The following is a 21106-nucleotide window of genomic DNA, read 5'->3' on the forward strand; positions in this document are numbered from 1 at the left end:
CTCACTCCCCGCCGCGCAGGATGGAGTTGCCTTCGTGGGTGGCGTCGGTCGCGGCGATGTCGAGGTTCAGCCGGCCGCTGAGCCCGTAGAACGCCACGGGGTTGCGCCACAGCACCTGGTCGACGTCGTCCTCGGTGAAGCCCTCGGCGAGCATCAGATCGCCGACCTTGCGGGTTTTCAGGGGGTCGCTGCGCCCCCAGTCCGCGGCGGAGTTCACCAGGACCTGCTCGGTCCCGTAGGTGCGCAGGATCGCGACCATCCGGTCCTCGTCCATCTTGGTGTCCGGATAGACCGAGAAGCCCAGCCAGCCGCCGCTGTCCTTGGCCTCCTTGACGGTGGTCTCGTTGAGGTGGTCGAGCAGGACACGGTCCGCGGGCAGGGCGGACTCCCGCACGAGGTCGAGGGTGCGGCGCAGGCCGGCCAGCTTGTCGCGGTGGGGGGTGTGCACGAGTGCGGGCAGCTCGTGGTCGGCGGCGAGCTGGAGCTGGGCGGCGAGGGCGGTGTCCTCGGCGGGGGTCATCGAGTCGTAGCCGATCTCGCCGACGGCGACGACCTGGTCCTTGACGAGATACCGGGGCAGTTCGTCGAGGACGGGACGGCAGCGCGGGTCGTTCGCCTCCTTGGGGTTCAGGGCGATCGTGCAGTGGTGGGCGATGCCGTACTGGGCGGCGCGGAAGGGTTCCCAGCCGAGGAGGGAGTCGAAGTAGTCGAAGAAGGTGGCGGGCGCGGTGCGGGGCTGGCCCAGCCAGAAGGCGGGTTCGACGACGGCCCGGACACCGGCGGCGTGCATGGCCTCGTAGTCGTCGGTGGTCCTGGACGTCATGTGGATGTGGGGGTCGAAGATGCGCATCAGGACTCCTTGCCGTGGGGGGTGTCCGATCCGTCCGCACCGTGCGGTGCCGGTGCGGAGTCGGTCAGGGCCAGGACGCGGTGCAGGTCCTCGGGTACGGGACGGCCCGCGGCGGTGCGTTCGGCGGCGTAGTCGCCGAGCATGCGGGCCAGTTCGGCGTCGGCGCGGGCGCGGCGCCGCAGATCGGCCACGTTGTCGACGGGGACGCCGGTGAACAGGCACTTCAGTACGGCGTGGCGCCAGTTGTGCGGGTCGAGGTGCCGGGCGGCGTACGGGCCGACGGCGGCGGCGAGGAGCCGGGTGTCGTTGGTGCGCAGGGCGTCCTCGATCAGCGGGAGGGCGTCCGGGCCGGGCACCAGGTGCGGCAGCACGCACAGGACGGCGCGGCGCTCGGCGGAGGTGCCCTGGCGGTAGACGCGGCTGAGCGCGGCCGGGTCGGCACCGGCGGCGCGGAGGATCAGCACGCGGGCGGCGTCGACGTACTCGTCCCCGCAGCGGCGGCCCGCCTCGGCGATGCGCAGTTCCCACACGGAGATGGGGCCGTGCGTGCCGGGGTGGGCGGCGGCCTCGGCGAGGGCCTGGTCGAGCCAGGCGCGGGCGGCTCCGGGGAGGTGGGTGTTGAGGTGGGCGTGGAGGGACTCGGGCGGGGTGTGGGCAGGGTTGGGGGGTTCTGACGGCGTGATGGGTGTGGTGGCGTTGCTGTCCGTGGCCGCGTTCGTGACGGTCGTGTTGTCGTCCGCCTCGGTGGGCGTCGGCGCGTCGTCGGATCTCGGCGCCGGGGTCGCCGGGGTGGCGTGGGGGTGCTTCACGGGGTGCTCCCTTCAGGGGTGGCGGAGGGCACGCCGAGGGGTGCGACGGGCGGAGTCGGGGGTGGGACCGGCCCGTTGGGTGGCGCGGCGGTGCGGAGGAACGGGAGGGAGAGTGCGGCGTGGTGAGGGCCCGCGTGGGAGTGGCGGGGCAGTTCGACGACGGTCAGGCCCTGGTAGCCGGTGGCGGCGAGGGCCGCCAGGACGGGCGGGAAGTCGATCTCTCCCTCGCCGAAGGGGAGGTGTTCGTGCACGCCGCGGCGCATGTCCTCGATCTGGACGTGGCGAAGCCAGGGTGCGGCGGCGCGTACGCAGTCGGCCGGAGGGAGGGGTTCGAGGCACTGGCAGTGGCCGATGTCGAGGGTGAGACCGAGGAGGTCGGGGTCGCCGAGGGTGCGGCGCAGACGGTGGAAGTCGGCGAGGGTGGCGAGGAGGTGGCCGGGCTCGGGTTCGACGGCGAGCGGGATGCCGGCGGCGGCTGCGGCGTCCAGGACCGGGGCGAGGCTGTCGGCCAGGCGTTTCCACGCCGTGTCCTCGTCCGTGCCGGGCGGGAGGGTGCCGCTGAAGCAGTGCACGGCGTGGGCGCCGAGGTCGGCGGCGACCCGGACGGCGCGCAGCAGCAGGTCGACGCGGCGGGCCCGGTCGTCCGGCTCCGGGTCCAGGAGGGAGGGGCCGTGTTTGCGGCGCGCGTCGAGCACGTAGCGGGCGCCCGTCTCCACGGTGACCGTCAGCCCGAGCGCGCTGAGCCGTTGCGCGACTCGACGGGTGCGGGCGGACAGGTCCGGGGCGAGGGGGTCGAGGTGCATGTGGTCGAGGGTCAGGCCGACTCCGTCGTAGCCGAGGTCTGCCAGCAGGGCGAGGGCGTCGTCGAGCCGGAGGTCGGCGAGGCCGTTGGTGCCGTAGCCGAAGCGGAGGGGGGTGTGGGGGGAGGCCGGTTCGCCGGGGTCCTGCGCCGGGTGGGGCCGAGGGCTCACGTGATGCTCACCTTCCTCGCGTACTTCCGTCCGATCGGGGCGAGTGCGGCGATCGCCAGGGCGGTGAGGCCGGCTCCGGCGCGGGCGGCCAGGGCGGCTTGGAGGGGGATGGTGGCGCGGATGCCGCCGCCGACGGCTCGCTGGGTGAGTGGGGGTGAGGGGTTGAGCGCGGCGTGGGTGTAGGGACGACCGGCGGTGGCGGCGTAGGCGGTGGCCAGGGCGATGCGGAGGACACCGTCGAGGGTGAGGCCGGTGCCGGTGCGGCGGGTGCCGGTGCCGGTCCTGCCGACGCCGCTGCTGCCCATGCTGGTGCTGCCGGCGCCGGTGTTGCCGACGTCGCTGCTGTCGATGCTGGTCCTGCTGGCGCCGGTGCCGGTCCAGCCGAAGCCGGTCCAGCCGGTGCCCCTGCTGCCCGTGCCGGTCCTGCGGGCGCCGGTGCTGCCGCTGCTGCCGGTGCCGGTCCTGTCGGCGCCGGGCCTGCCAGGGCCGGTCCAGCCGAAGCCGGTCCAGCCGGTGCCGGTGCTGCCGGCGCCGCTGCTGCCGAAGCCGGTCCAGCCGGTGCCGAAGCTACCGACGCCGCTGCCGGTGCTGGTCGACGTGGATTCCTTCGTGCCCCGCGCGCCCCGTGCCACGAGGCGGGCGAGGGCGGCCGTCGCGGTGAGTGCGGCTAGGGGTGCCAGGGCCGAGCCGCCCTGGGTTTCCCGGCGGGAGACCGCCGTCACCGCGAGGGTGTGGGTGCCGAGGAGGGCGGCGGAGGGCAGCGCCTCGACCGGGCGGCCGGTCGTCGCGGCGGCGCCGAGGAGGTGGTCGAGGCCGCGGGCGGCGGCCATGGCCACCGGGCCGGCGGGCGTGTGCTTCAGGGCGAGGTCGTACGCCCAGACGGTGGCGGCCAGGGGCGTGGCCACGGCCAGGGCCGGGCGGCCGGCCCGAGCGGCCAGGGCGAGCCCGGCCGCGGTCAGGGCGCAGGCCGCCGTCAGGGCGGAGGACGGCCGGATGCGGCCGGAGGGGAGAGGGCGCTCGGGGCGCTCGGCGGCGTCCTCCTCGCGGTCCGCCCAGTCGTTGAGGGCCATGCCGGCCTCGTAGAGACACAGGGAGGAACCGATGGCGAGGGCGGTGCGGGTGTTGGGGCGGGCGCCGGTGGCGACGGCGCCGCTCAGGGCGTCGCCCGGGACGGTGAACAGGGCGGGAAGCCGCAGGAGTTCGGCCCAGGCGCGGCTGCGGCTCATCGCCGCACTCCCCGGGGTGCCCCGCCCTGGGCCTGTGGCGCGGACGCCTCCGCCCCGGCGACCGCATCCCCTCCGGCGCCACCAATCTCCGCTCCAGCACCACTGGTGTCCGCTCCGGCACCACTGGTGTCCGCTCCGGCACCACTGGTGTCCGCTCCGGCACCACTGGTGTCCGCATCCCCTCCGGCACCACCAGTGTCCGCCCCGGCGACCGCATCCCCTCCGGCACCACCAGTGACCGCTCCGGCTACCGCTTCCGCGCCGCCGACACCACGCGTCTCCGCACCAGTACCACCTGCCCCCTGCCCCGCATCCGCACGGGCGGCGACACCGGCACCAATCGGGCCCTCCCCCACCTCCGCCCCGGCGACCGCCTCCGCGCCGACACCACCCGTCTCCGCACTGGCACCAACACCGACTCCAGCACCGACACCGACATCAACACCGACACCGGCACCGGCACCGGCACCGGCACCAGCACCCGTGCCAACATCAGCACCCTCACCCGCCCCCCGAAGCCGCCCCGCCAACCGGCCCAGCGCCGCGTACTGCTCCGCCAGGCCCGCCGGTCCGTCCCCCACCGGGTCCTTGAAGTAGAAGCCCAGTTCGTCGAGTGGGCCGGTCAGGCCGGCCTCGTGGGCGCGGGCGGTGAGGCGGGCCAGGTCCAGGACCAGGGGTGCCGCCAGGGCCGAGTCGCAGCCCTGCCAGATGGTCTGGAGGATCATGCGCGTGCCGAGGAAGCCGTCGAAGGCGATGTGGTCCCAGGCCGTCTTCCAGTCCCCGAGGGCAGGGACGTCGTCGATGTGCACCTCGCCCTCGGGAACGGTGCCGAGAGTGTCGGCGAGGACGCGTTCCTTGCCGGCGTTCTTCGCGGCAGCTGCGGCCGGGTCGGCGAGAGACGCGCCGTCGCCGCCGCCCAGCAGGTTGGTGCCGGACCAGGCGCGGACGGTCAGGGCACGTTGCGCGAACATCGGGCCCAGCACGGCCCGCAGCAGCGTCTGTCCGGTCTTGCCGTCCCGGCCGGCGTACGGCAGGCCGCTCCGCTCGGCCTCTCGGGCGGCCACGGGGTGATGCATGCCCTCGGAGGGGGTGAAGTTGACGTAGGGGCAGCCCGCGCGCAGGGCCGCCAGCGCGTACAGCGTGCTGGCAGGGAGCGGGGAGTCGGGCCCCTGGGACGCGGGTTCGGTGGAGGCGACGTTCACCACCACCGCGCGCTCCAGCTCATGACGGCGTACGAAGTCGCGTATGTCGTCGGCGAAGGCCGTGATCAGTTCGGCCTCGCTGCGGGTGTCGCCCGGGGTGGGGCCGCCGGGCCTGATCTCCCGGTCGGCGGCGGCGAGTTCGGCCGCGACGGCGGTGGCGACGCCCGGCGGGACGACTCCGCCCGCGGTCAGGGCCTCGGCGCGTTTCGGCAGCGGGCAGTCGACGGTGTCGTGCCCGCCGAAGACGAGGTCGGACAGCGCGGGCAGGCCGCTGTCGGTGAACGCCGGGGTCTCGGTCACCATGCCGGTGGGTGGGTGCAGTCCCGCGGTGACGGCGGCGCACCCCGTGACGACGGTGGTGGCGACGGAGCCTCGGGCTCCGATCAGCCACACCCCCACACGCGGTCGGGAGAGGGACGCGGACGCGGACATGGGCAGCCTCCTGGTCGGTGCGCGAAACCCTGGGGTGGGACAAAGACGGCGGGCGGGGGTCCGGCGTCCCCCGCCCGCCGCCGTTCAGTTACCCGTGACGGGCAGTTCCTTCAACTGGATGTTGCGGAAGGAGACCTGGTCGTCGGCGCCATGGTTCTGGAGGCCGATGTGACCGTCGGTCAGGCTCCGCTGGGGGTCCTTGTTGGTGAAGTCGTTGATCTTGACTCCGTTGAGGAACACCTGAAGGCGTTCGCCCTGGACCTTGATCTCGTAGGAGTTCCACTGGCCGGGCGGCCGCAGAACCTGGTCACGGGCCTTGATGTTGGCCGACTTGAAGGAGTAGATCGCGCCCGTCGTACGGTCGGGTGCGTCCGTCGCGTCGATCTGGATCTCGTAGCCCTTGTTCACGGCGGACCAGGGGTCGTCGGAGGCGGGGAAGCCCACGAAGATTCCGGAGTTGTCGTCGCCCTGCATCTTCCAGTCGAGCTTCAGGGAGTACGACTTCAGCTCCTTGGCCTGGTACCACAGCAGGCCCATGCCGCCTTCGGACTCCATGGCGCCGTCCTTGACGACGAACTTGCCGGGTCCGGCCTGCTTCCAGCCCTCCAGGGTCTGGCCGTTGAAGATCTTCCGGTAGTCCTTGCTCGGCTTGCAGTCCGCCTTGACCTGGCCGGTGGCGTACTGCAGACCGCCGAGCAGATGGGCCCGGAAGGCCTCCTCGGCGTAGGACTCCTTGGTGTGACCGAGGCCGGTGTAGAAGGACCGGCCGCCGCCGTAGTTCTGACACCAGGCGATCGGGTGGTCGCCCTTCATCGTGCCGCCCTGGTACGTCGTCTCGTCGAGGGTGGCGAGGACCTTGACCTGCTCGCGCGGGTTGGTGCGGTAGTCGTACCACTCGTCGGTGCGCTCCCAGGCGTCGCCCAGGTGCGCGGTGGACGGGTGGTCGTGGTCCTCGACGCGCACGGTGGCCTTCTGGGTGGCCGGGTGCGAGGCGAAGTAGGCGCCGACGAGGCCGCCGTAGAACTCCCAGTCGTACTCGGTGTCGGCGGCCGCGTGGATGCCCATGTAGCCGCCGCCACCCGCCACGTAGTTCTCGAACGCCTTCTGCTGCTCGGCGTTCAGCACGTCGCCCGTCGTGGACAGGAAGGCCACCGCGTCGTACTTGGCGAGGTTGGTCGTGGTGAACTGCCGGGCCTCCTCGGTCGCGTCGACCGTGATGCCGGCCGGGGCGCCGAGCTCCTTCAGGGCGGCGATGCCGGCCGGGATGGAGTCGTGCCGGAAGCCGGCGGTCTTGGAGAAGACCAGGACCTTCTTGCCGCCCTTGAACGGCTCCTTGGAGAACTCGAAGTCGTCCACGTCGTACAGCGCGCCGTCGCCGCCCTTGAAGACCAGGTAGATCTCCGTGGTCTTCTTCGGCAGCGCCCGCAGCGGTACGTCGACGTTCTGGAAGGTCTCCCAGCTGCCGGTCGGCGGGATGTAGGCCGAGCCGTGCAGCGGTCCGTCGGGCGAGCCGGTGCGCAGCTCGATGAAGCCGCCCGCGCCGCCGGAGGAGGCCCGCACGGTCATCTTCTTCTGCCCGTCGAACCGGTAGGGGGTGAAGGAGATCCAGTCGCCGTCGTTGATGTCGCCGACGGTCTTGCCGCCGTTGGCGCCGGTCTTGTCGATGACCGAGACGCCCTGCTGCTTCGTGAAGTGCTCGCCCTGGCGGTGCAGCGGCTGGAGCACGGTGCGGGCGGTGCCGGTCAGGGCCTCCTGGCCGTTCGCCCCGCCGTCGGTGTAGCTGGCGCCGACGACGCCGTAGATGTTGGCGTTGGGGTCGTGACCGCCGTCACCGGGCGGCGGCTTCAGGGTGCCCTCACAACCCATTTCGCTGGTCAGCTCGTGGGCGTGGGAGTCGTGGCCGAGGCTGTAGACGACCTTGACCTTGGAGCAGTCGATCGTCTCCTCGGGGTCGGTGACGGTCACCTTGAACGGGACGGGCTCGCCGAAGGCGGCCAGGCTGCCGTTGCCCGGGACGTCGATCCGCACCTTGGGCTCGGTGTTGCCGACCACGATCCGGACGCTGGCGTTGCCCGTGTTGCCCTCGGGGTCCTTGGCGGTGAAGGTGGCGGTGTAGGTGCCGACCTTCTTGTACTTGTGGGTGGGGTTGAGGCCCTCGCCCTGGGTGCCGTCGCCGAAGTCCCAGCTGTAGGTGAGGTCCGGGGAGTCGGCGTCCTTGGCGGCGCCGGTGAACTTGACCTTCAGACCGGCCGCGCCGGACGTCCTGTCGGCGCTGACCTCGGCGATCGGGGAGAAGCCGTCCTCGGCGTTCTCGATCCGGTACAGCGCGGAGTGCTCGTCGCCCTGGAACCAGGAGACGCCGTAGTCGAGGACGTAGAGCGCGCCGTCGGGGCCGAACTCCATGTCCATGATCTGGGTGCCGGTCCACGGGAAGTCGTTGATCTTCGCGACGGAGCCGTCGGCGTTCTGCTCGATCCGCTTGATCCAGCGGCGGCCGAACTCACCCGCGAAGAAGTCGCCGTCGTAGGCCTCGGGGAACTTCACCTTGGAGTCGAGGTCGGGGTCGTAGCGGTAGACCGGGCCGGCCATCGGGGACTCCGAGCCGGTGCCGAACTCGGGCACCGAGCCGCCGTCGTACGGGATCCAGGCGGCCTGCGCGGGCGGCAGGTCGACCAGGCCGGTGTTGTGCGGCGAGGTGTTCTTCGGGGCGGCGCAGTCGAACTTCGCGCCGGACTCCTTGGTGGCGAAGTCGTAGTCGAGGTAGGCGTCGTTGTTGCCCGTGCAGAAGGGCCAGCCGAAGTTGCCGGCCTCGGTCACCTTCGCGAACTCGACCTGTCCGGCCGGCCCCCGCTTCGGGTCGGCGGCTCCGGCGTCGGGGCCGTAGTCACCCACGTACACGGTGCCGGTGGGCTTGTCGACGCTCATCCGGAACGGGTTGCGGAAGCCCATCGCGTAGATCTCGGGGCGGGTCTTCTCCGTGCCCGGGGCGAAGAGGTTGCCCTCCGGGATGGTGTACGAGCCGTCCTCGGCGACCTTGATACGGAGGATCTTGCCGCGCAGGTCGTTGGTGTTGGCGGAGCTGCGGCGGGCGTCGAAGGCGGGGTTGCGGTTCTCGCGGTCGTCGATCGGCGTGTAGCCGTCGGAGGCGAAGGGGTTGGTGTCGTCGCCGGTCGACAGGTAGAGGTTGCCGTCCGCGTCGAAGTCGATGTCGCCGCCGACGTGGCAGCAGGTGCCCCGGGAGGCCGCGACGTCGATGACCTTCTTCTCGCTGGCCATGTCCAGCGTGCCGTTGGCGTTGAGGACGAAGCGGGAGAGGCGGTTGACGCCCTCGAACTTCTCGAAGTCCGCGGCGGTGCCGGTCTCCGGGGCGTCGCCGGCGGGGGTGTCGAGCGGCGGGGCGTAGTAGAGGTAGATCGCCCGGTTGTTCTTGAAGTCCGGGTCGATGCCGACGCCCTGCAGGCCCTCCTCGTCGTGGCTGTAGACGGGGATCTTGCCGGCGACCTTGGTGACGCCGCCCTGGTCGGTGAGGCGCAGTGTGCCGTCGCGCGAAGTGTGCAGCACGCTGCGGTCCGGGAGCACGGCGAGCGACATCGGCTCGCCCGTCTCGGGCTCGCCCTTGGCGAGCGGGACCTGCTGGAACTGCCCCTCGGCGGCGGCCGGTTCGTCGTGCTCCGGGTGGCCGGGGTGGGCGCCGGCGAGAGTGGCCGGGGCGCCCACGGCCAGGAGCAGGCCGGTGAACAGGGCGAGGGGGGTGCGAAGCCTGGGACGCCTCGGGGTGCGGGTGCTTCGGAGTCTGGTTCTGTGCACGAAGTCCCTCCGGGAACGGGTGGGCCGTACTGGATGGGTGCGAAGGCGTGCGGTGCGGGCGCCGGGGTGCGCCGTCACCCCGGAGGTGGGTGTGCCATGAACACTTCCCTGTGTGTCCTGAACACTTCAGGGACGGTAACCGCGTCCGTGCGGGGCGAACACCCCTTGCGTCAGACTCGGTTGAACTTTCTCCCAGCACAGGACAAAGCAGGATACGGGCAGGTCGGAGGGGGGATCGGCGGTGCTGCCGGTCCCCGTCCCCGACCTGCCGCCGGGTGCGTGGTTCAGCTGTTGAACGCGGCGTCGAAGGACGCGCTGGGCGGTTCGAAGTCGAACGCCTTAAGGCGGGTCAGGGCCTCGGGGGCGCCCTGGAGCCGGTCCATGCCGGCGTCCTCCCACTCGACGGAGATGGGCCCCTGGTAGTCGATGGAGCGCAGCATCCGGAAGACGTCCTCCCAGGGGACGTCGCCGTGCCCCGCGGAGACGAAGTCCCAGCCGCGCCGTGGGTCGCCCCAGGGCAGGTGTGAGCCGAGGCGGCCGTTGCGGCCGTCGAGGCGCTTGCGGGCCTCCTTGCAGTCGACGTGGTAGATCCGGTCGCGGAAGTCCCACAGGAAGCCGACCGGGTCGAGGTCCTGCCAGACGAAGTGCGACGGGTCGAAGTTCAGCCCGAAGGCGGGACGGTGGCCGACCGCCTCCAGGGCGCGTTGGGTGGTCCAGTAGTCGTAGGCGATCTCGCTCGGATGCACCTCGTGCGCGAACCGCACGCCCTCCGCGTCGAAGACGTCCAGGATCGGGTTCCAGCGCTCGGCGAAGTCCTCGTAGCCGCGTTCGATCATCGACTCGGGGGCGGGCGGGAACATCGCGACCAGGTGCCAGATGGCGGAGCCGGTGAAGCCGATGACGGTGTCGACGCCGAAGGCGGCCGCGGCGCGCGCGGTGTCCTTGATCTCGGCGGCGGCCCGCTGTCGTACGCCTTCCGCGTCGCCGTCGCCCCAGATCCGCCCCGGCAGGATGGCCTGGTGCCGCTCGTCGATGATGGCGTCGCAGACGGCCTGGCCGACGAGATGGTTGGAGATGGCCCAGCACTTCAGGCCGTACTTGTCGAGGAGCTGGTGCCTGGACGCGATGTAGCCGGGGTCGCTCAGTGCCTTGTCGACCTCGAAGTGGTCGCCCCAGCAGGCGAGTTCCAGGCCGTCGTAGCCGAAGTCGCGGGCGAGGCGGCAGACCTCTTCGAGGGGCAGGTCGGCCCACTGGCCGGTGAAGAGCGTGAAGGTGCGGGGCATTGCCGGGCCTCCTCAGACCGCGATCGGGGTGTAGACGGAGTTCTTCTCGGCGCTCTCCTCCACCGCCGCGAGGACGCGCTGCACCTGCAGCCCCTCGGCGAAGGAGGGTTCGGGGCGGCGGCCCTCGGCGACCGCGTGGACCAGGTCGCGGGCCTGGTGGACGAAGCTGTGCTCGTAGCCGAGGCCGTGCCCGGGCGGCCACCAGGCCTCCAGGTAGGGGTGGTCGGGTTCGGTGACGAGGATGCGGCGGAAGCCGGAGTGGGTGTCGGGCTCGGTGCCGTCGTGGTACCAGAGCTCGTTGAGCCGCTCCAGGTCGAAGGCGAGCGAGCCGCGCTCACCGTTGAGTTCGATGCGCAGGGCGTTCTTGCGGCCGGTGGCGTACCGGGTGGCCTCGAAGGAGGCGAGGGCGCCGGAGGTGAAGCGGGCGGTGAACAGGGCGGCGTCGTCGACGGTGACCTGTCCGGTGCCGTCGGCCGAGACGGCGCCCAGTCCGCGCGCGGCACCGGCGAGCGGCCGCTCCCGGACGAAGGTCTCCGTGAGCGCCGAGACCCCCGCGAGCTGCTCCCCCGCCAGGTACTGCGCCAGGTCCACGATGTGCGCCCCGAGGTCGCCGAGCGAGCCGGAGCCGGCCAGTTCCTTGCGCAGCCGCCAGGTCAGCGGGGCCTGCGGGTCGACCAGCCAGTCCTGGAGGTACGACACCCTGACGTGCCGCAGGGTGCCGACGCGGCCCTCGGCGACCATCCGCCGGGCCAGCGCGGTGGCGGGCACCCGGCGGTAGTTGAAGCCGACCATGGCCAACTGGCCACGCTCGTAGGCGGATTCGGCGGCCGCCGTCATCGTCGCGGCCTCCTCGACGGTGTTCGCGAGGGGCTTCTCGCACAGGACGTGCTTGCCGGCGGCCAGCGCGGCGAGCGCGATCTCGGCGTGGCTGTCGCCGGGTGTGCAGATGTCCACCAGGTCGATGTCGTCCCGGGCGATCAGCGCCCGCCAGTCGGTCTCGGCCGCCGCCCAGCCGTGCCGGTCGGCCGCCGCGCGCACGGCCGTCTCGTCCCGCCCGCAGATCGCGGCGAGCACCGGCTGCCGGGGCAGGTCGAAGACGCGGCCCACGGTGCGCCAGCCCTGGGAGTGGGCGGCGCCCATGAAGGCGTAGCCGACCATGCCGATGCGCAGCGGCGGCTTGTCGACGGCGCCGGGTGTCGGCGTCCCGGCGCCGCTGTCGGCTTCGGGCTGCTGCGGCTGTCCCATGAAGAGGTCCTCCTCGTCGTCGGTGCGCTGTGGGGGGTTGGGGGGCCGTGCCGCGAAGGGGGCGGGGGTGTGGCACGCCGCGAAGTGCCGCGTTCAGCCGTCCACGGTCTGCGGCGCCGTCGTGGCTTCTCGCGTCCACGCGGCGGAGCCGCATGTCAGGCACAGCCCCGCGCCCCTTGGGCCTCGGCTCGGATCGGGATCCGAGAGGCGCAGCCCCTTACTCGAAGCCGGTGGACATGTACTGGTCGACGTTGGTCTTGTCGACGACGGCCGAGTAGAGCGTGAGCGACGCCGGGATCTCGTACTCGGCGAGGCCGCCGACGCCCTTGCCCTGGCCGAGGGCGCGGGCGAGGTCGATGGCGGAGGCGGCCATGGTGGGCGGGTAGAGGACGGTCGCCTTCAGCACGCCGTCGTCCTGCTTGATGGCCTGGAAGGCGGAGAGCGCGCCCGCGCCGCCGACCATCAGGAAGTCGTCGCGCCCGGCCTGCTCGATGGCGCGCAGCGCGCCGACGCCCTGGTCGTCGTCGTGGTTCCACAGCGCGTCGAACTGCGACTGCGCCTGGAGCAGCTGGGCCATCTTGGCCTGCCCGGACTCGACGGTGAAGTCGGCGGCCTGGCGGGCCACCTTGCGGATGTTGGGGTAGTTCTTCAGCGCGTCGTCGAAGCCCTGGGTGCGCTGCCTGGTCAGTTCCAGGTTGTCCAGTCCGGCCAGTTCGATGACCCGGGCGTCGGACGTGCCCTTGAGCTTCTCACCGATGTAGTGACCGGCGTTGAGGCCCATGCCGTAGTTGTCGCCGCCGATCCAGCAGCGGTACGCCTGCGGGGTGTTGAAGATCCGGTCCAGGTTGATCACCGGGATGCCCGCCCGCATCGCCTTGAGCCCCACCTGGGTGAGGGCCTTGCCGTCGGCGGGCAGGATGACCAGGACGTCGACCTTCTTGTTGATCAGGGTCTCGATCTGGCCGATCTGCGCGGCGGTGTCGTTGGAGCCCTCGGTGATCTCCAGCGTCACGTCCTGGTACTTCTCGGCGCGGCTCTTGGCGTTCTCGTTGATCGCGTTGAGCCAGCCGTGGTCGGCCTGCGGACCGGCGAAGCCGATGGTGACCTGCTTGCCGGGCTGGTCGTCGGCGGCCGGCTGGTTGTCGGCGGCCTGCTCCTTCTCCTTGGGCTCGTTGCTGGTGCACCCGGTGAGGAGGGCACCGGCCGAGACGGCGGCGGTCCCGAAGAGCAGTCCTCTGCGGCTGGTGAGTTGCTGCGGCATGGCGGTGAACCCTTTCCTCAGGTCGTGCTCGCGGTACGGCGCTGGACCAGCACGGCGGCGACGATGATCGCGCCCTTGGCGATCTGCTGGACGTCGCTCTGCAGGTTGTTCAGGGCGAAGATGTTGGTGATCGTGGTGAAGATCAGGACGCCGAGCACGGAGCCGACGATGGTGCCGCGGCCGCCGCTGAGCAGGGTGCCGCCGATGATCGCGGCGGCGATGGCGTCGAGTTCGTAGAGGTTGCCGTTGGTGTTCTGGCCGGAGCCGGACAGGATGATCAGCAGGAAGGCGGCGATGCCGCAGCACAGCCCGGAGAGCAGGTACAGATACAGCCGCTGCCGGCGTACGTCGATGCCCGCCAGCCGGGCCGCCTCCGCGTTGCCGCCGACGGCGACGGTGCGGCGGCCGAAGGTGGTGCGGTTCAGCAGCAGCCAGCCGATGATCGTGACGACCGCGAAGACGAGGACGAGCGGCGGGATGCCGAGCACGTACGCGTCGCGCTCGCCGAGGTCGAGGACGGAGGGCACCGTGACGATCTGCGTCCTGCCGTCCGTGATCTGCAACGCCAGTCCGCGCGCCGAGGCCAGCATGGCGAGGGTGGCGATGAACGGGACCATCCCGCCGTAGGCGATGAGCAGTCCGTTGACCAGGCCGCAGCCGACGCCGACGAGCACCGAGGTGAAGAGGATGCCGCCGAAACCGAAGTCCTGGGTGGCGACGGTGGTCGCCCACACGGAGGCGAGCGCGACGATCGCGCCGACGGAGAGGTCGATGCCGCCGGAGATGATGACGAAGGTCATGCCGACGGTGACGACGCCGATCACGGAGGCCTGGGTGAGGACGAGTTGGAGGTTGCGGGTGTCGAGGAACTCGTCGGGCTTGGTGATGCCGCCGATGACGACGAGGGCGGCGAGCACGCCGAGCAGGGACAGGGTGCGGACGTCGGCGCGGAACAGCATGCCGCGCCAGGCAGGGGGTTGAACGGCCGACGGCGCCTTGTCGGCGCTGTCCCGCGGCGGGGAGACGGGCTGCGTCATGACGCCGGGCTTCCTTCCATCACGAGGTCGAGTACGCGGTGTTCGTCCAGCTCATGGGCGGGCGCGGTGTGTACGACCCGGCCCTCGCGCAGTACCAGAACGCGGTCGGCGAGGCCCAGCACCTCGGGCACCTCGCTGGAGACCAGCAGCACCGCGAGGCCCTCGTTCGCGAGGCGCCGGACGACCGCGTAGAGCTCGGCGCGGGCGCCGACGTCGACGCCCCGGGTCGGCTCGTCGAGCAGCAGGACCCGGCAGCCGCGCAGCAGCCAGCGGGCGAGGACGGCCTTCTGCTGGTTGCCGCCGGAGAGGGTGCGGATCGGCGCGGACGGGTTGTCGGGCCGCAGGGACAGCTCGCGGGTGGCGGAGCGCGCGGCGCCCAGTTCGGCGGCCCGGTCGATCCAGCCCGCCTTCGAGAAGCGGGACATGGAGGAGACCGAGACGTTACGGGTGACCGACTCCAGCATCAGCAGGGCCTGCGCCTTGCGCTCCTCGGGGGCGAGCCCGAGTCCGGCGCGGACGGCGGCGCGCACGCTGCCGGGCTTCAACGGCCGCCCGTCGACGAGGACCTGGCCGGCGGCGGGCTTGCGGGCGCCGTAGATGGTCTCCAGGATCTCGGAGCGCCCGGAGCCGACGAGTCCCGCGAGGCCGACGATCTCGCCGGGGCGCACGGTCAGGTCGAACGGCTCGAACTCGCCGTTCCGAGCCAGTCCCCGCACGTGCAGCAGCGGCTCCCCGCGCACCGGGGAGGCGGGCCGTTCGGGGAAGACGTACTCCACGTTCCGGCCGGTCATCAGCGCCACGACCTCACGCGTCGGCGTCGACTTCGCGGGCAGTCCGCCCGCCACGGCCCGGCCGTCCTTCAGTACGGTCACCCGGTCGCCGATCCGGCGGATCTCCTCCAGGCGGTGCGAGATGTAGACGACGGCGACGCCGTCGGCGGTGAGGTCGCCGACGATCCGGAAGAGGTTGTCGACCTCGTCCGGGTCGAGGGCGGCGGACGGCTCGTCCATCACGATCAGCCGTACCTCGTGGGAGAGCGCGCGGGCCATGGAGACGATCTGCTGCTGGGCGGCCGACAGCTCGCCGACGAGACGCCCGGGGTCGATCTCCGGATGCCCAAGTCTCTTCAGCAGCAGGGCAGTCGACTCCTTCGCCGTCCCGCGTCGTACGACGAAGCCGGCGGCCGTGGGTTCATGGCCGAGGTGAACGTTCTCGGCGACCGACAGGTGCTCCACCAGGTCGAGTTCCTGGTAGATGGTGGCGATGCCGAGGCGCATGGCGGCGATCGGCGAGCGCAGGGTGACCGGTTCGCCGCGCCAGTTGATGGTGCCGGTGTCGGGCTGGTGGGCACCGGCCAGGACCTTGATGAGGGTGGACTTCCCGGCGCCGTTCTGGCCGAGCAGACAGTGCACTTCACCGGCCTGGACGTCGAGGTCGACGCCGTCCAGGGCGCGGACGCCGGGGAACGACTTGGTGATGCCGGACATGCTGAGCAGCGGTGGTTCTGGTGCCATGGTTGGTTCCCCTTGGCTGGCGTGCGGGCCGGTGTCAGGGCAGGGCAGAGCAGGGAGGGGGTGCTGGTGGTGCCGTAACTGCGAGAGGTTTACGCGGGTGAGAACAAGTGGTCGCTGATCAGCCGGGCCGCGCCGATGACTCCGGCGGTGGGGCCCAGCTCGCCCAGGACGATGGGCAGGTTGCCGGTCGCCAGCGGCAGCGACTGGCGGTAGACCTGGGTGCGGATGGCGGCGAGCAGGTTGTGGCCGAGGCCGGTCACCCCGCCGCCGATCACCACCAGGCCGGGGTTGAAGAAGCTGACCAGGCCGGCGATGACCTGGCCGGTGCGGTTGCCGCCCTCACGGATCAGTTCGAGGGCGGTGGCGTCGCCCGCGGCGGCCGCGGCGGCGACGTCGACGGCGGTGAGGCTGCCGTTCGTCTCCAGCCGGGTCGCGAGTTCGGCCGACTGCCCTTGCTGGGCGGCCTCCAACGCGTCCCGGGCGAGGGCCGCGCCGCTGAAGTGGGCTTCCAGGCAGCCCCGGTTGCCGCAGGCGCACGGACGTCCGTCGGGCACGGCCTGGATGTGCCCGATGTCGCCCGCGGAACCCGTCGTGCCGCGGTGGACCGCGCCGCCGACGACGATGCCGCAGCCGATGCCCGTGCCGATCTTGACGCAGAGGAAGTCGCCCACGGAGCGGGCGACGCCCGCGTGCATCTCCCCCATCGCCATCAGGTTCACGTCGTTGTCGACCATGACCGGGCAGCCGAGTTCCTGACTGAGCGCCTCCCGCACGGGGAAGCCGTCCCAGCCGGGCATGATCGGCGGCGCCACGGGGACGCCCTCCGGGAAGCGGACGGGGCCCGGGACGCCGATGCCGGCGCCGTCGAAGCCCTCCGCGAGCCCTGAGGCCCGCAACTTGGCGGCCATGGACAGCACTTGCTCGAAGACCGCGACGGGACCTTCGCGCACCTCCATCGGCTGGGTGATGTGCCCCAGGATCTCCAGCTCCGCGTTGGTGACCGCGACGTCGATGGAGGTCGCGCCGATGTCGACGCCGAGGAAGCGCAGGTTCGGTGCGAGCCGGATGTTGTGCGAGCGTCGGCCGCCGCGAGAGGCGGCGAGGCCGTCGGCGACGATCAGGCCCGTCTCCAGGAGCCGGTCCACCTCCACGGCCAGCTTGGACCGCGAGAGGTCGACCTGATCGCCCAGCTGGGCCCGGGAGTTGGGCCCGCCGTCGCGCAACAGCTTCAGCAGCCTGGCCTGGTGGGCGTTCGCGGGTCGTGCGGTCATACGTCTCACGAGCCCCTCCCCGCCTCGAATCGGCCATCGCTGTCCGGCTTTCGAGGGGAAAGTAGCAGCGGCTGCCGGGAGTGGGAAGAAGGTGCGCAGGAATTGCCGCAGACTTTTTCCACTGACAGGACAAAGAGAGGGTGGCGAGGCCGCGCTCACGCTCAGTGACCAGGGGTATTACCTCGCGGGTAATCGACCTGCGGGCGGTATTGGCGCAGGGTGGTGACCGTTCGGACTCCCACCCCCGGAGGTGCTCCCCCCATGACCGACGACGCCGGCACGACCAGCCCGAACGCCCTGCTGGCCGCGCTCCCCTTCGCCGAGGAGCTGGGGATGAGCCTGGAGGAGGCGACGCCGGAACGGGTGGTGGCCGGCCTCGCCTGGGCGCCGCGGCTGTGCACGGCGGGCGGTGTGCTGCACGGGGGTGCGCTGATGACCCTCGCGGACACGGCGGGCGCGGTGTGCGCCTTCCTCAACCTGCCGCCGGGTGCGGCCACGTCGACGGTGGAGTCGGGCACCCACTTCTTCCGTGCGGTGCGCTCCGGCACCGTCCGCGCGGAGGCGCGCCCGCTGCATGTGGGGCGGTCCTTCGTCGTCGTGGAGACGCGGGTGCGGGACGAGCAGGGGCGTGCGGTGGGGCGGACCACTCAGACGCAGGCGGTGCTGGGCGGCACATGAGAACGCCCGCACGACGATCGGCGTCGCGTGCCGGGCCCCGCGACGCCGACATGATCCGAACGACCGGCTCTAGGTACGCGGACGTGCGTGGTACGACTTGCGTGTGTGCTCGGTGTGGCCCCGCATGATCTCCGTGGCCCGCCGCTCGTCCCGCGCCGTGATCGCGGCGATCAGCTCGCGGTGTTCGATCCAGGACTGCTTGCCCCGCTGCCGGGCGACCGGCGTGTAGTACCAGCGGACCCGGCGGTCCACCTGCGCGGCGAGTTCGGCGAGGACGGCGTTGCCCGCCAGCTCCATGACCTTCGCGTGGAAGCGGGCGTTGAGCGCGACCGCGCCGTCCACGTCGTCGGCGGCGACCGCGCGCTCACCCTCCGCGCACAGCTCCTCAAGGGCGGTGACGCCGGCGCTGCCCGCGTTGGCGGCGGCGAGCCGGGCGGCCTCGGCCTCCAGCAGCGTACGGACCGTCAGGAGCTGGTCGGCCTCCTCCTCGGTCGGCTCGTGCACGAACGCGCCCTGCGCCGGCCGCAGATCGACCCACCCCTCGGTGTTCAGCCGCTGCAACGCCTCGCGCACCGGCTGCCGGGAGACGCCGAGGTGCCCGGCGAGTTCGCTCTCGACCAGGTGCTGGCCGGGCTGGAGGGCGCGGGTGGTGATGAGTTCGAGCAGCGCCTCGTAGACGCGGTCGCGCAGCGGGCCGGGACGTTCGAGCTTGGGCACCGCACCTTGCGGCAGTCCTGTCGACAACATCGGTCCCCCTCCTGGCAGGGCCGTGCACAGCAGATGTCAATGCCAGAGCAACCCTTGGAGCCGTAAAGCCCTGGGAAAGACAGTATCAATTGCCTTTTGTCTACAGTCTACGGTGCACAATGGCTACCGAATCGGGGAGTTGACCTCGTCACACCCTCACGGACAGCGGACGACCTGACCGGCGTACGACAGGTTCCCGCCGAACCCGAACAGCAGCACGGGATCCCCGGTCGAAATCGCCCCCTGCTCCACCAGCTTGGAGAACGCGAGCGGAATGCTGGCCGCAGAGGTGTTACCGGACTCGGCGACATCGCGGGCGATGACCGCGTTGACGGCGCCCAGCTTCTCGGCGAGCGGCTCGATGATCCGCAGGTTGGCCTGGTGCAGCACCACCGCGGCGAGGTCCTCCGGCGCGTACCCGGCACGCTCGCAGGCCTGCCGGGCGAGCGGCGGCAGCTGGGTGGTCGCCCACCGGTAGACGCTCTGCCCCTCCTGCGCGAACCGCGCGGGCTCGCCCTCGATCCGCACCGCGTGTCCCATGTCCGGCACCGACCCCCAGAGCACCGGCCCCACCTCCGGTTCGTCCGAGGCCTCCACGACGGCGGCCCCCGCTCCGTCGCCGACGAGCACGCAGGTCGTCCGGTCGGTCCAGTCGGTGACGTCGGACATCTTGTCGGCGCCGATGACCAGCGCCCGGCTCGCCGCGCCGGCCCGTACGGTGTGGTCGGCGGTGGCCAGGGCGTGGGTGAAACCGGCGCACACCACGTTGATGTCCATCGCGGCGGGGCGTGGGACGCCGAGCCGTGCCGCGACCCGGGCGGCCATGTTCGGGGAGCGGTCGACCGCCGTCGAGGTGGCGACGAGGACCAGGTCGATGTCCGCCGGGGCCAGCCCGGCGGCCGCGAGTGCCTTGGCGGCGGCGTGCGCGGCCAGCTCGTCCACCGGTTCGTCGGGGCCGGCGATGTGCCGGGTGCGGATGCCGACCCGGGTTCTGATCCACTCGTCGCTGGTGTCGACCATGCCCGCCAGGTCCTCGTTGGTGAGCACCTTGGCGGGCTGATAGTGGCCGATGGCGGCGATGCGCGAGCCGTTCATGGGTGGTCCCCTCGTTGCTGCCGGATGCGGGACCCACCAGTCTGGTCAGCGACTCACGAGTAACAGTGCAGGCAAAGACACAGGAAAGGGATGCCGGGGTTGTCGGATTCCCTCACCCGGTGAACAGCTGTGTCGCCTTTTGTACGAGTTCGTACAGGCCGTACGCGAGCGGCGTGCCCACCCACAGCCAGGCGAACACGATCAGCGGGCGCCGGTCAGGCCGACTCCGGCTGTTGTCGTTCGACATCGACGGCCTCCTGACGGGGGGCGGGGACATGGTGACGGGGGTGGACGGGGCGGACGAGTTCGTTGGCGACGAAGCCGACGACCAGCAGCCCGATCATGATGGTGAACGACAGCCCGTACAGGGACGCGCCGTGCTGGCCGGCCTCCTCCTGCCGGTCGGCGATCCAGTTGACGATCAGCGGCCCGAGCACGCCGGCCGTGGACCAGGCGGTGAGCAGCCGCCCGTGGATCGCGCCGACCTGGTAGGTGCCGAAGAGGTCCTTCAGATACGCCGGAATCGTCGCGAAGCCGCCGCCGTAGAAGGAGAGGATCACCAGTGCGCACAGGATGAACAGCGGCTTGGACGAGTCGCCGAACAGGGCGATGAGCAGGTACATCAACGCGCCCACGCCCAGGTACACGCGGTAGATGTTCTTGCGTCCGACCAGGTCGGACGTCGACGACCAGGCGATGCGGCCCGCCATGTTCGCCGCCGAGAGCAGCGCGACGAACCCGGCGGCCGCCGTCACGGAGACCGGTGTCGAGGTGTCCGCGAAGAAGTCCGTGATCATCGGGGCGGCCTTCTCGAGGATGCCGATGCCGGCGGTCACGTTCATGCAGAGCACGATCCACAGGCACCAGAACTGGGGTGTGCGGATCGCCTGGTTCGCGGACACCTGCGGGCCGGTGGGTGCCGGTCGCGCCCCCGCGGCGGTAGCCGCAGACTCAACACTGCCCCGCGCCCCCGGGGCGCCTGCGGGCACCCGAACCAACAGCACGCCCAGCAACATGAAGACGGCGTACGACAGTCCGTGGACCAGGAAGGCGAGTGCGATTCCGGAGCTGTCGGAGCCGAAGGACTCCAGCATCTGGGCGCTCCACGGCGAGGCGATCAGCGCGCCGCCGCCGAAGCCCATGATGGCGATGCCGGTGGCCATGCCGGGCCGGTCCGGGAACCACTTGATCAAAGTGGAGACCGGCGAGATGTAGCCGATGCCGAGGCCGATCCCGCCGACGAAGCCGTAGCCGAGGACGATCAGCCAGTACTGCTCCGTCGCCGCGCCCAGCGCGGACAGCAGGAAGCCCGACGAGAAGCACACCAGCGCCACGGTCATCGCCCATCGCGGCCCCCTGCGCTCCACGAGCGTGCCGCCGAACGCGGCGGACAGGCCGAGCATGACGATGCCGAGTTGGAAGGGCAGCGCGCTCTGGGTGCCGCTGAGACCGAGCGCGGATTCGAGGGGCGGCTTGAACACGCTCCAGGCGTAGGCCTGCCCGATGGAGAGATGTACGGAGAGCGCGGCGGGCGGCACCAGCCAGCGGCTCCAGCCGGGGGGTGCGACGGGGGGACCACTCATGAGTCCGGGACGGTAGGAAGGATCAAGGGAGTTGGAAAGACGGCGCGTCGACCGTATGCGATGAGCGGTATTCAACTTGCGCCGAACGGTCATCG

Annotated in this window: 16 protein-coding genes and 1 pseudogene; 1 reads left to right on the top strand and 16 read right to left on the bottom strand. The window is 71.6% G+C overall.

The features are described 5' to 3' along the window. Position 1: 1 nt before the first annotated feature. The 12 genes and pseudogenes from I2W78_RS04650 to I2W78_RS04705 form a co-directional block, all read right to left on the bottom strand. Positions 2-850 carry a TatD family hydrolase gene (locus I2W78_RS04650; RefSeq protein WP_196457202.1) on the bottom strand — a complete coding sequence of 283 codons (849 nt, stop codon included), beginning with the start codon at positions 848-850 and terminating at the stop codon, positions 2-4. Further along, on the bottom strand, positions 850-1659 hold the full coding sequence (locus I2W78_RS04655; protein ID WP_374222632.1) for an EboA domain-containing protein: 810 nt from the start codon (positions 1657-1659) through the stop codon (positions 850-852). Before I2W78_RS04655 ends, I2W78_RS04650 begins: the two co-directional genes overlap by 1 nt. Then, on the bottom strand, positions 1656-2630 hold the full coding sequence (locus I2W78_RS04660; protein ID WP_196457203.1) for a sugar phosphate isomerase/epimerase family protein: 975 nt from the start codon (positions 2628-2630) through the stop codon (positions 1656-1658). The genes I2W78_RS04655 and I2W78_RS04660 overlap by 4 nt, the downstream gene beginning before the upstream one ends. After that, positions 2627-3856: an SCO3242 family prenyltransferase gene (locus I2W78_RS04665; RefSeq protein WP_196457204.1), complete on the bottom strand. Its 1230-nt coding sequence runs from the start codon at positions 3854-3856 to the stop codon at positions 2627-2629. Before I2W78_RS04665 ends, I2W78_RS04660 begins: the two co-directional genes overlap by 4 nt. A 478-nt stretch (positions 3857-4334) precedes the next feature. Continuing rightward, a pseudogene (locus I2W78_RS04670) lies at positions 4335-5490 on the bottom strand (inositol-3-phosphate synthase); the annotation flags it as partial. A gap of 84 nt (positions 5491-5574) precedes the next feature. Further along, on the bottom strand, positions 5575-9297 hold the full coding sequence (locus I2W78_RS04675) for a ThuA domain-containing protein (protein ID WP_196457205.1): 3723 nt from the start codon (positions 9295-9297) through the stop codon (positions 5575-5577). A 284-nt stretch (positions 9298-9581) separates the two neighbouring features. Beyond that, the gene (locus I2W78_RS04680; protein ID WP_196457206.1) at positions 9582-10580 is read right to left on the bottom strand and encodes a sugar phosphate isomerase/epimerase family protein; all 999 of its coding nucleotides are present in this window, start codon (positions 10578-10580) and stop codon (positions 9582-9584) included. A gap of 12 nt (positions 10581-10592) precedes the next feature. Then, entirely contained in the window at positions 10593-11825 is a 1233-nt protein-coding gene (locus tag I2W78_RS04685) for a Gfo/Idh/MocA family protein (RefSeq protein ID WP_374222633.1), read from the bottom strand. Between the two features lie 217 nt (positions 11826-12042). Then, positions 12043-13086 (bottom strand): substrate-binding domain-containing protein, encoded by a 1044-nt coding sequence (locus I2W78_RS04690; RefSeq protein WP_196457207.1) that lies wholly within the window; start codon positions 13084-13086, stop codon positions 12043-12045. 17 nt (positions 13087-13103) lie between these two features. Further along, on the bottom strand, positions 13104-14123 hold the full coding sequence (locus I2W78_RS04695) for an ABC transporter permease (protein ID WP_196457208.1): 1020 nt from the start codon (positions 14121-14123) through the stop codon (positions 13104-13106). After that, positions 14120-15637: a sugar ABC transporter ATP-binding protein gene (locus tag I2W78_RS04700; protein ID WP_196457210.1), complete on the bottom strand. Its 1518-nt coding sequence runs from the start codon at positions 15635-15637 to the stop codon at positions 14120-14122. Before I2W78_RS04700 ends, I2W78_RS04695 begins: the two co-directional genes overlap by 4 nt. Positions 15638-15726: 89 nt before the next feature. Next, positions 15727-16908 (bottom strand): ROK family transcriptional regulator, encoded by a 1182-nt coding sequence (locus tag I2W78_RS04705; protein WP_196457212.1) that lies wholly within the window; start codon positions 16906-16908, stop codon positions 15727-15729. Between the two features lie 261 nt (positions 16909-17169). Between I2W78_RS04705 and I2W78_RS04710 the strand changes: the two genes are divergently transcribed. Further along, the gene (locus I2W78_RS04710) at positions 17170-17586 is read left to right on the top strand and encodes a PaaI family thioesterase (protein ID WP_196457213.1); all 417 of its coding nucleotides are present in this window, start codon (positions 17170-17172) and stop codon (positions 17584-17586) included. Positions 17587-17655: 69 nt separating this feature from the next. Here the strand turns inward: I2W78_RS04710 and I2W78_RS04715 are convergent, their stop codons facing one another. From I2W78_RS04715 to I2W78_RS04725, 4 genes are all read right to left on the bottom strand, one after another. Next, positions 17656-18333: a GntR family transcriptional regulator gene (locus tag I2W78_RS04715; protein ID WP_196457214.1), complete on the bottom strand. Its 678-nt coding sequence runs from the start codon at positions 18331-18333 to the stop codon at positions 17656-17658. A 156-nt stretch (positions 18334-18489) separates the two neighbouring features. Next, positions 18490-19428 (bottom strand): beta-ketoacyl-ACP synthase III, encoded by a 939-nt coding sequence (locus I2W78_RS04720; protein ID WP_196457215.1) that lies wholly within the window; start codon positions 19426-19428, stop codon positions 18490-18492. Between the two features lie 112 nt (positions 19429-19540). Next, positions 19541-19675 (bottom strand): MFS transporter small subunit, encoded by a 135-nt coding sequence (locus I2W78_RS41040; protein ID WP_269066319.1) that lies wholly within the window; start codon positions 19673-19675, stop codon positions 19541-19543. Then, positions 19644-21011 (bottom strand): OFA family MFS transporter, encoded by a 1368-nt coding sequence (locus I2W78_RS04725; RefSeq protein ID WP_196457216.1) that lies wholly within the window; start codon positions 21009-21011, stop codon positions 19644-19646. Before I2W78_RS04725 ends, I2W78_RS41040 begins: the two co-directional genes overlap by 32 nt. Positions 21012-21106: the final 95 nt, after the last annotated feature.

The organism is Streptomyces spinoverrucosus, from assembly GCF_015712165.1.
GTDB lineage: Bacteria > Actinomycetota > Actinomycetes > Streptomycetales > Streptomycetaceae > Streptomyces > Streptomyces spinoverrucosus_A.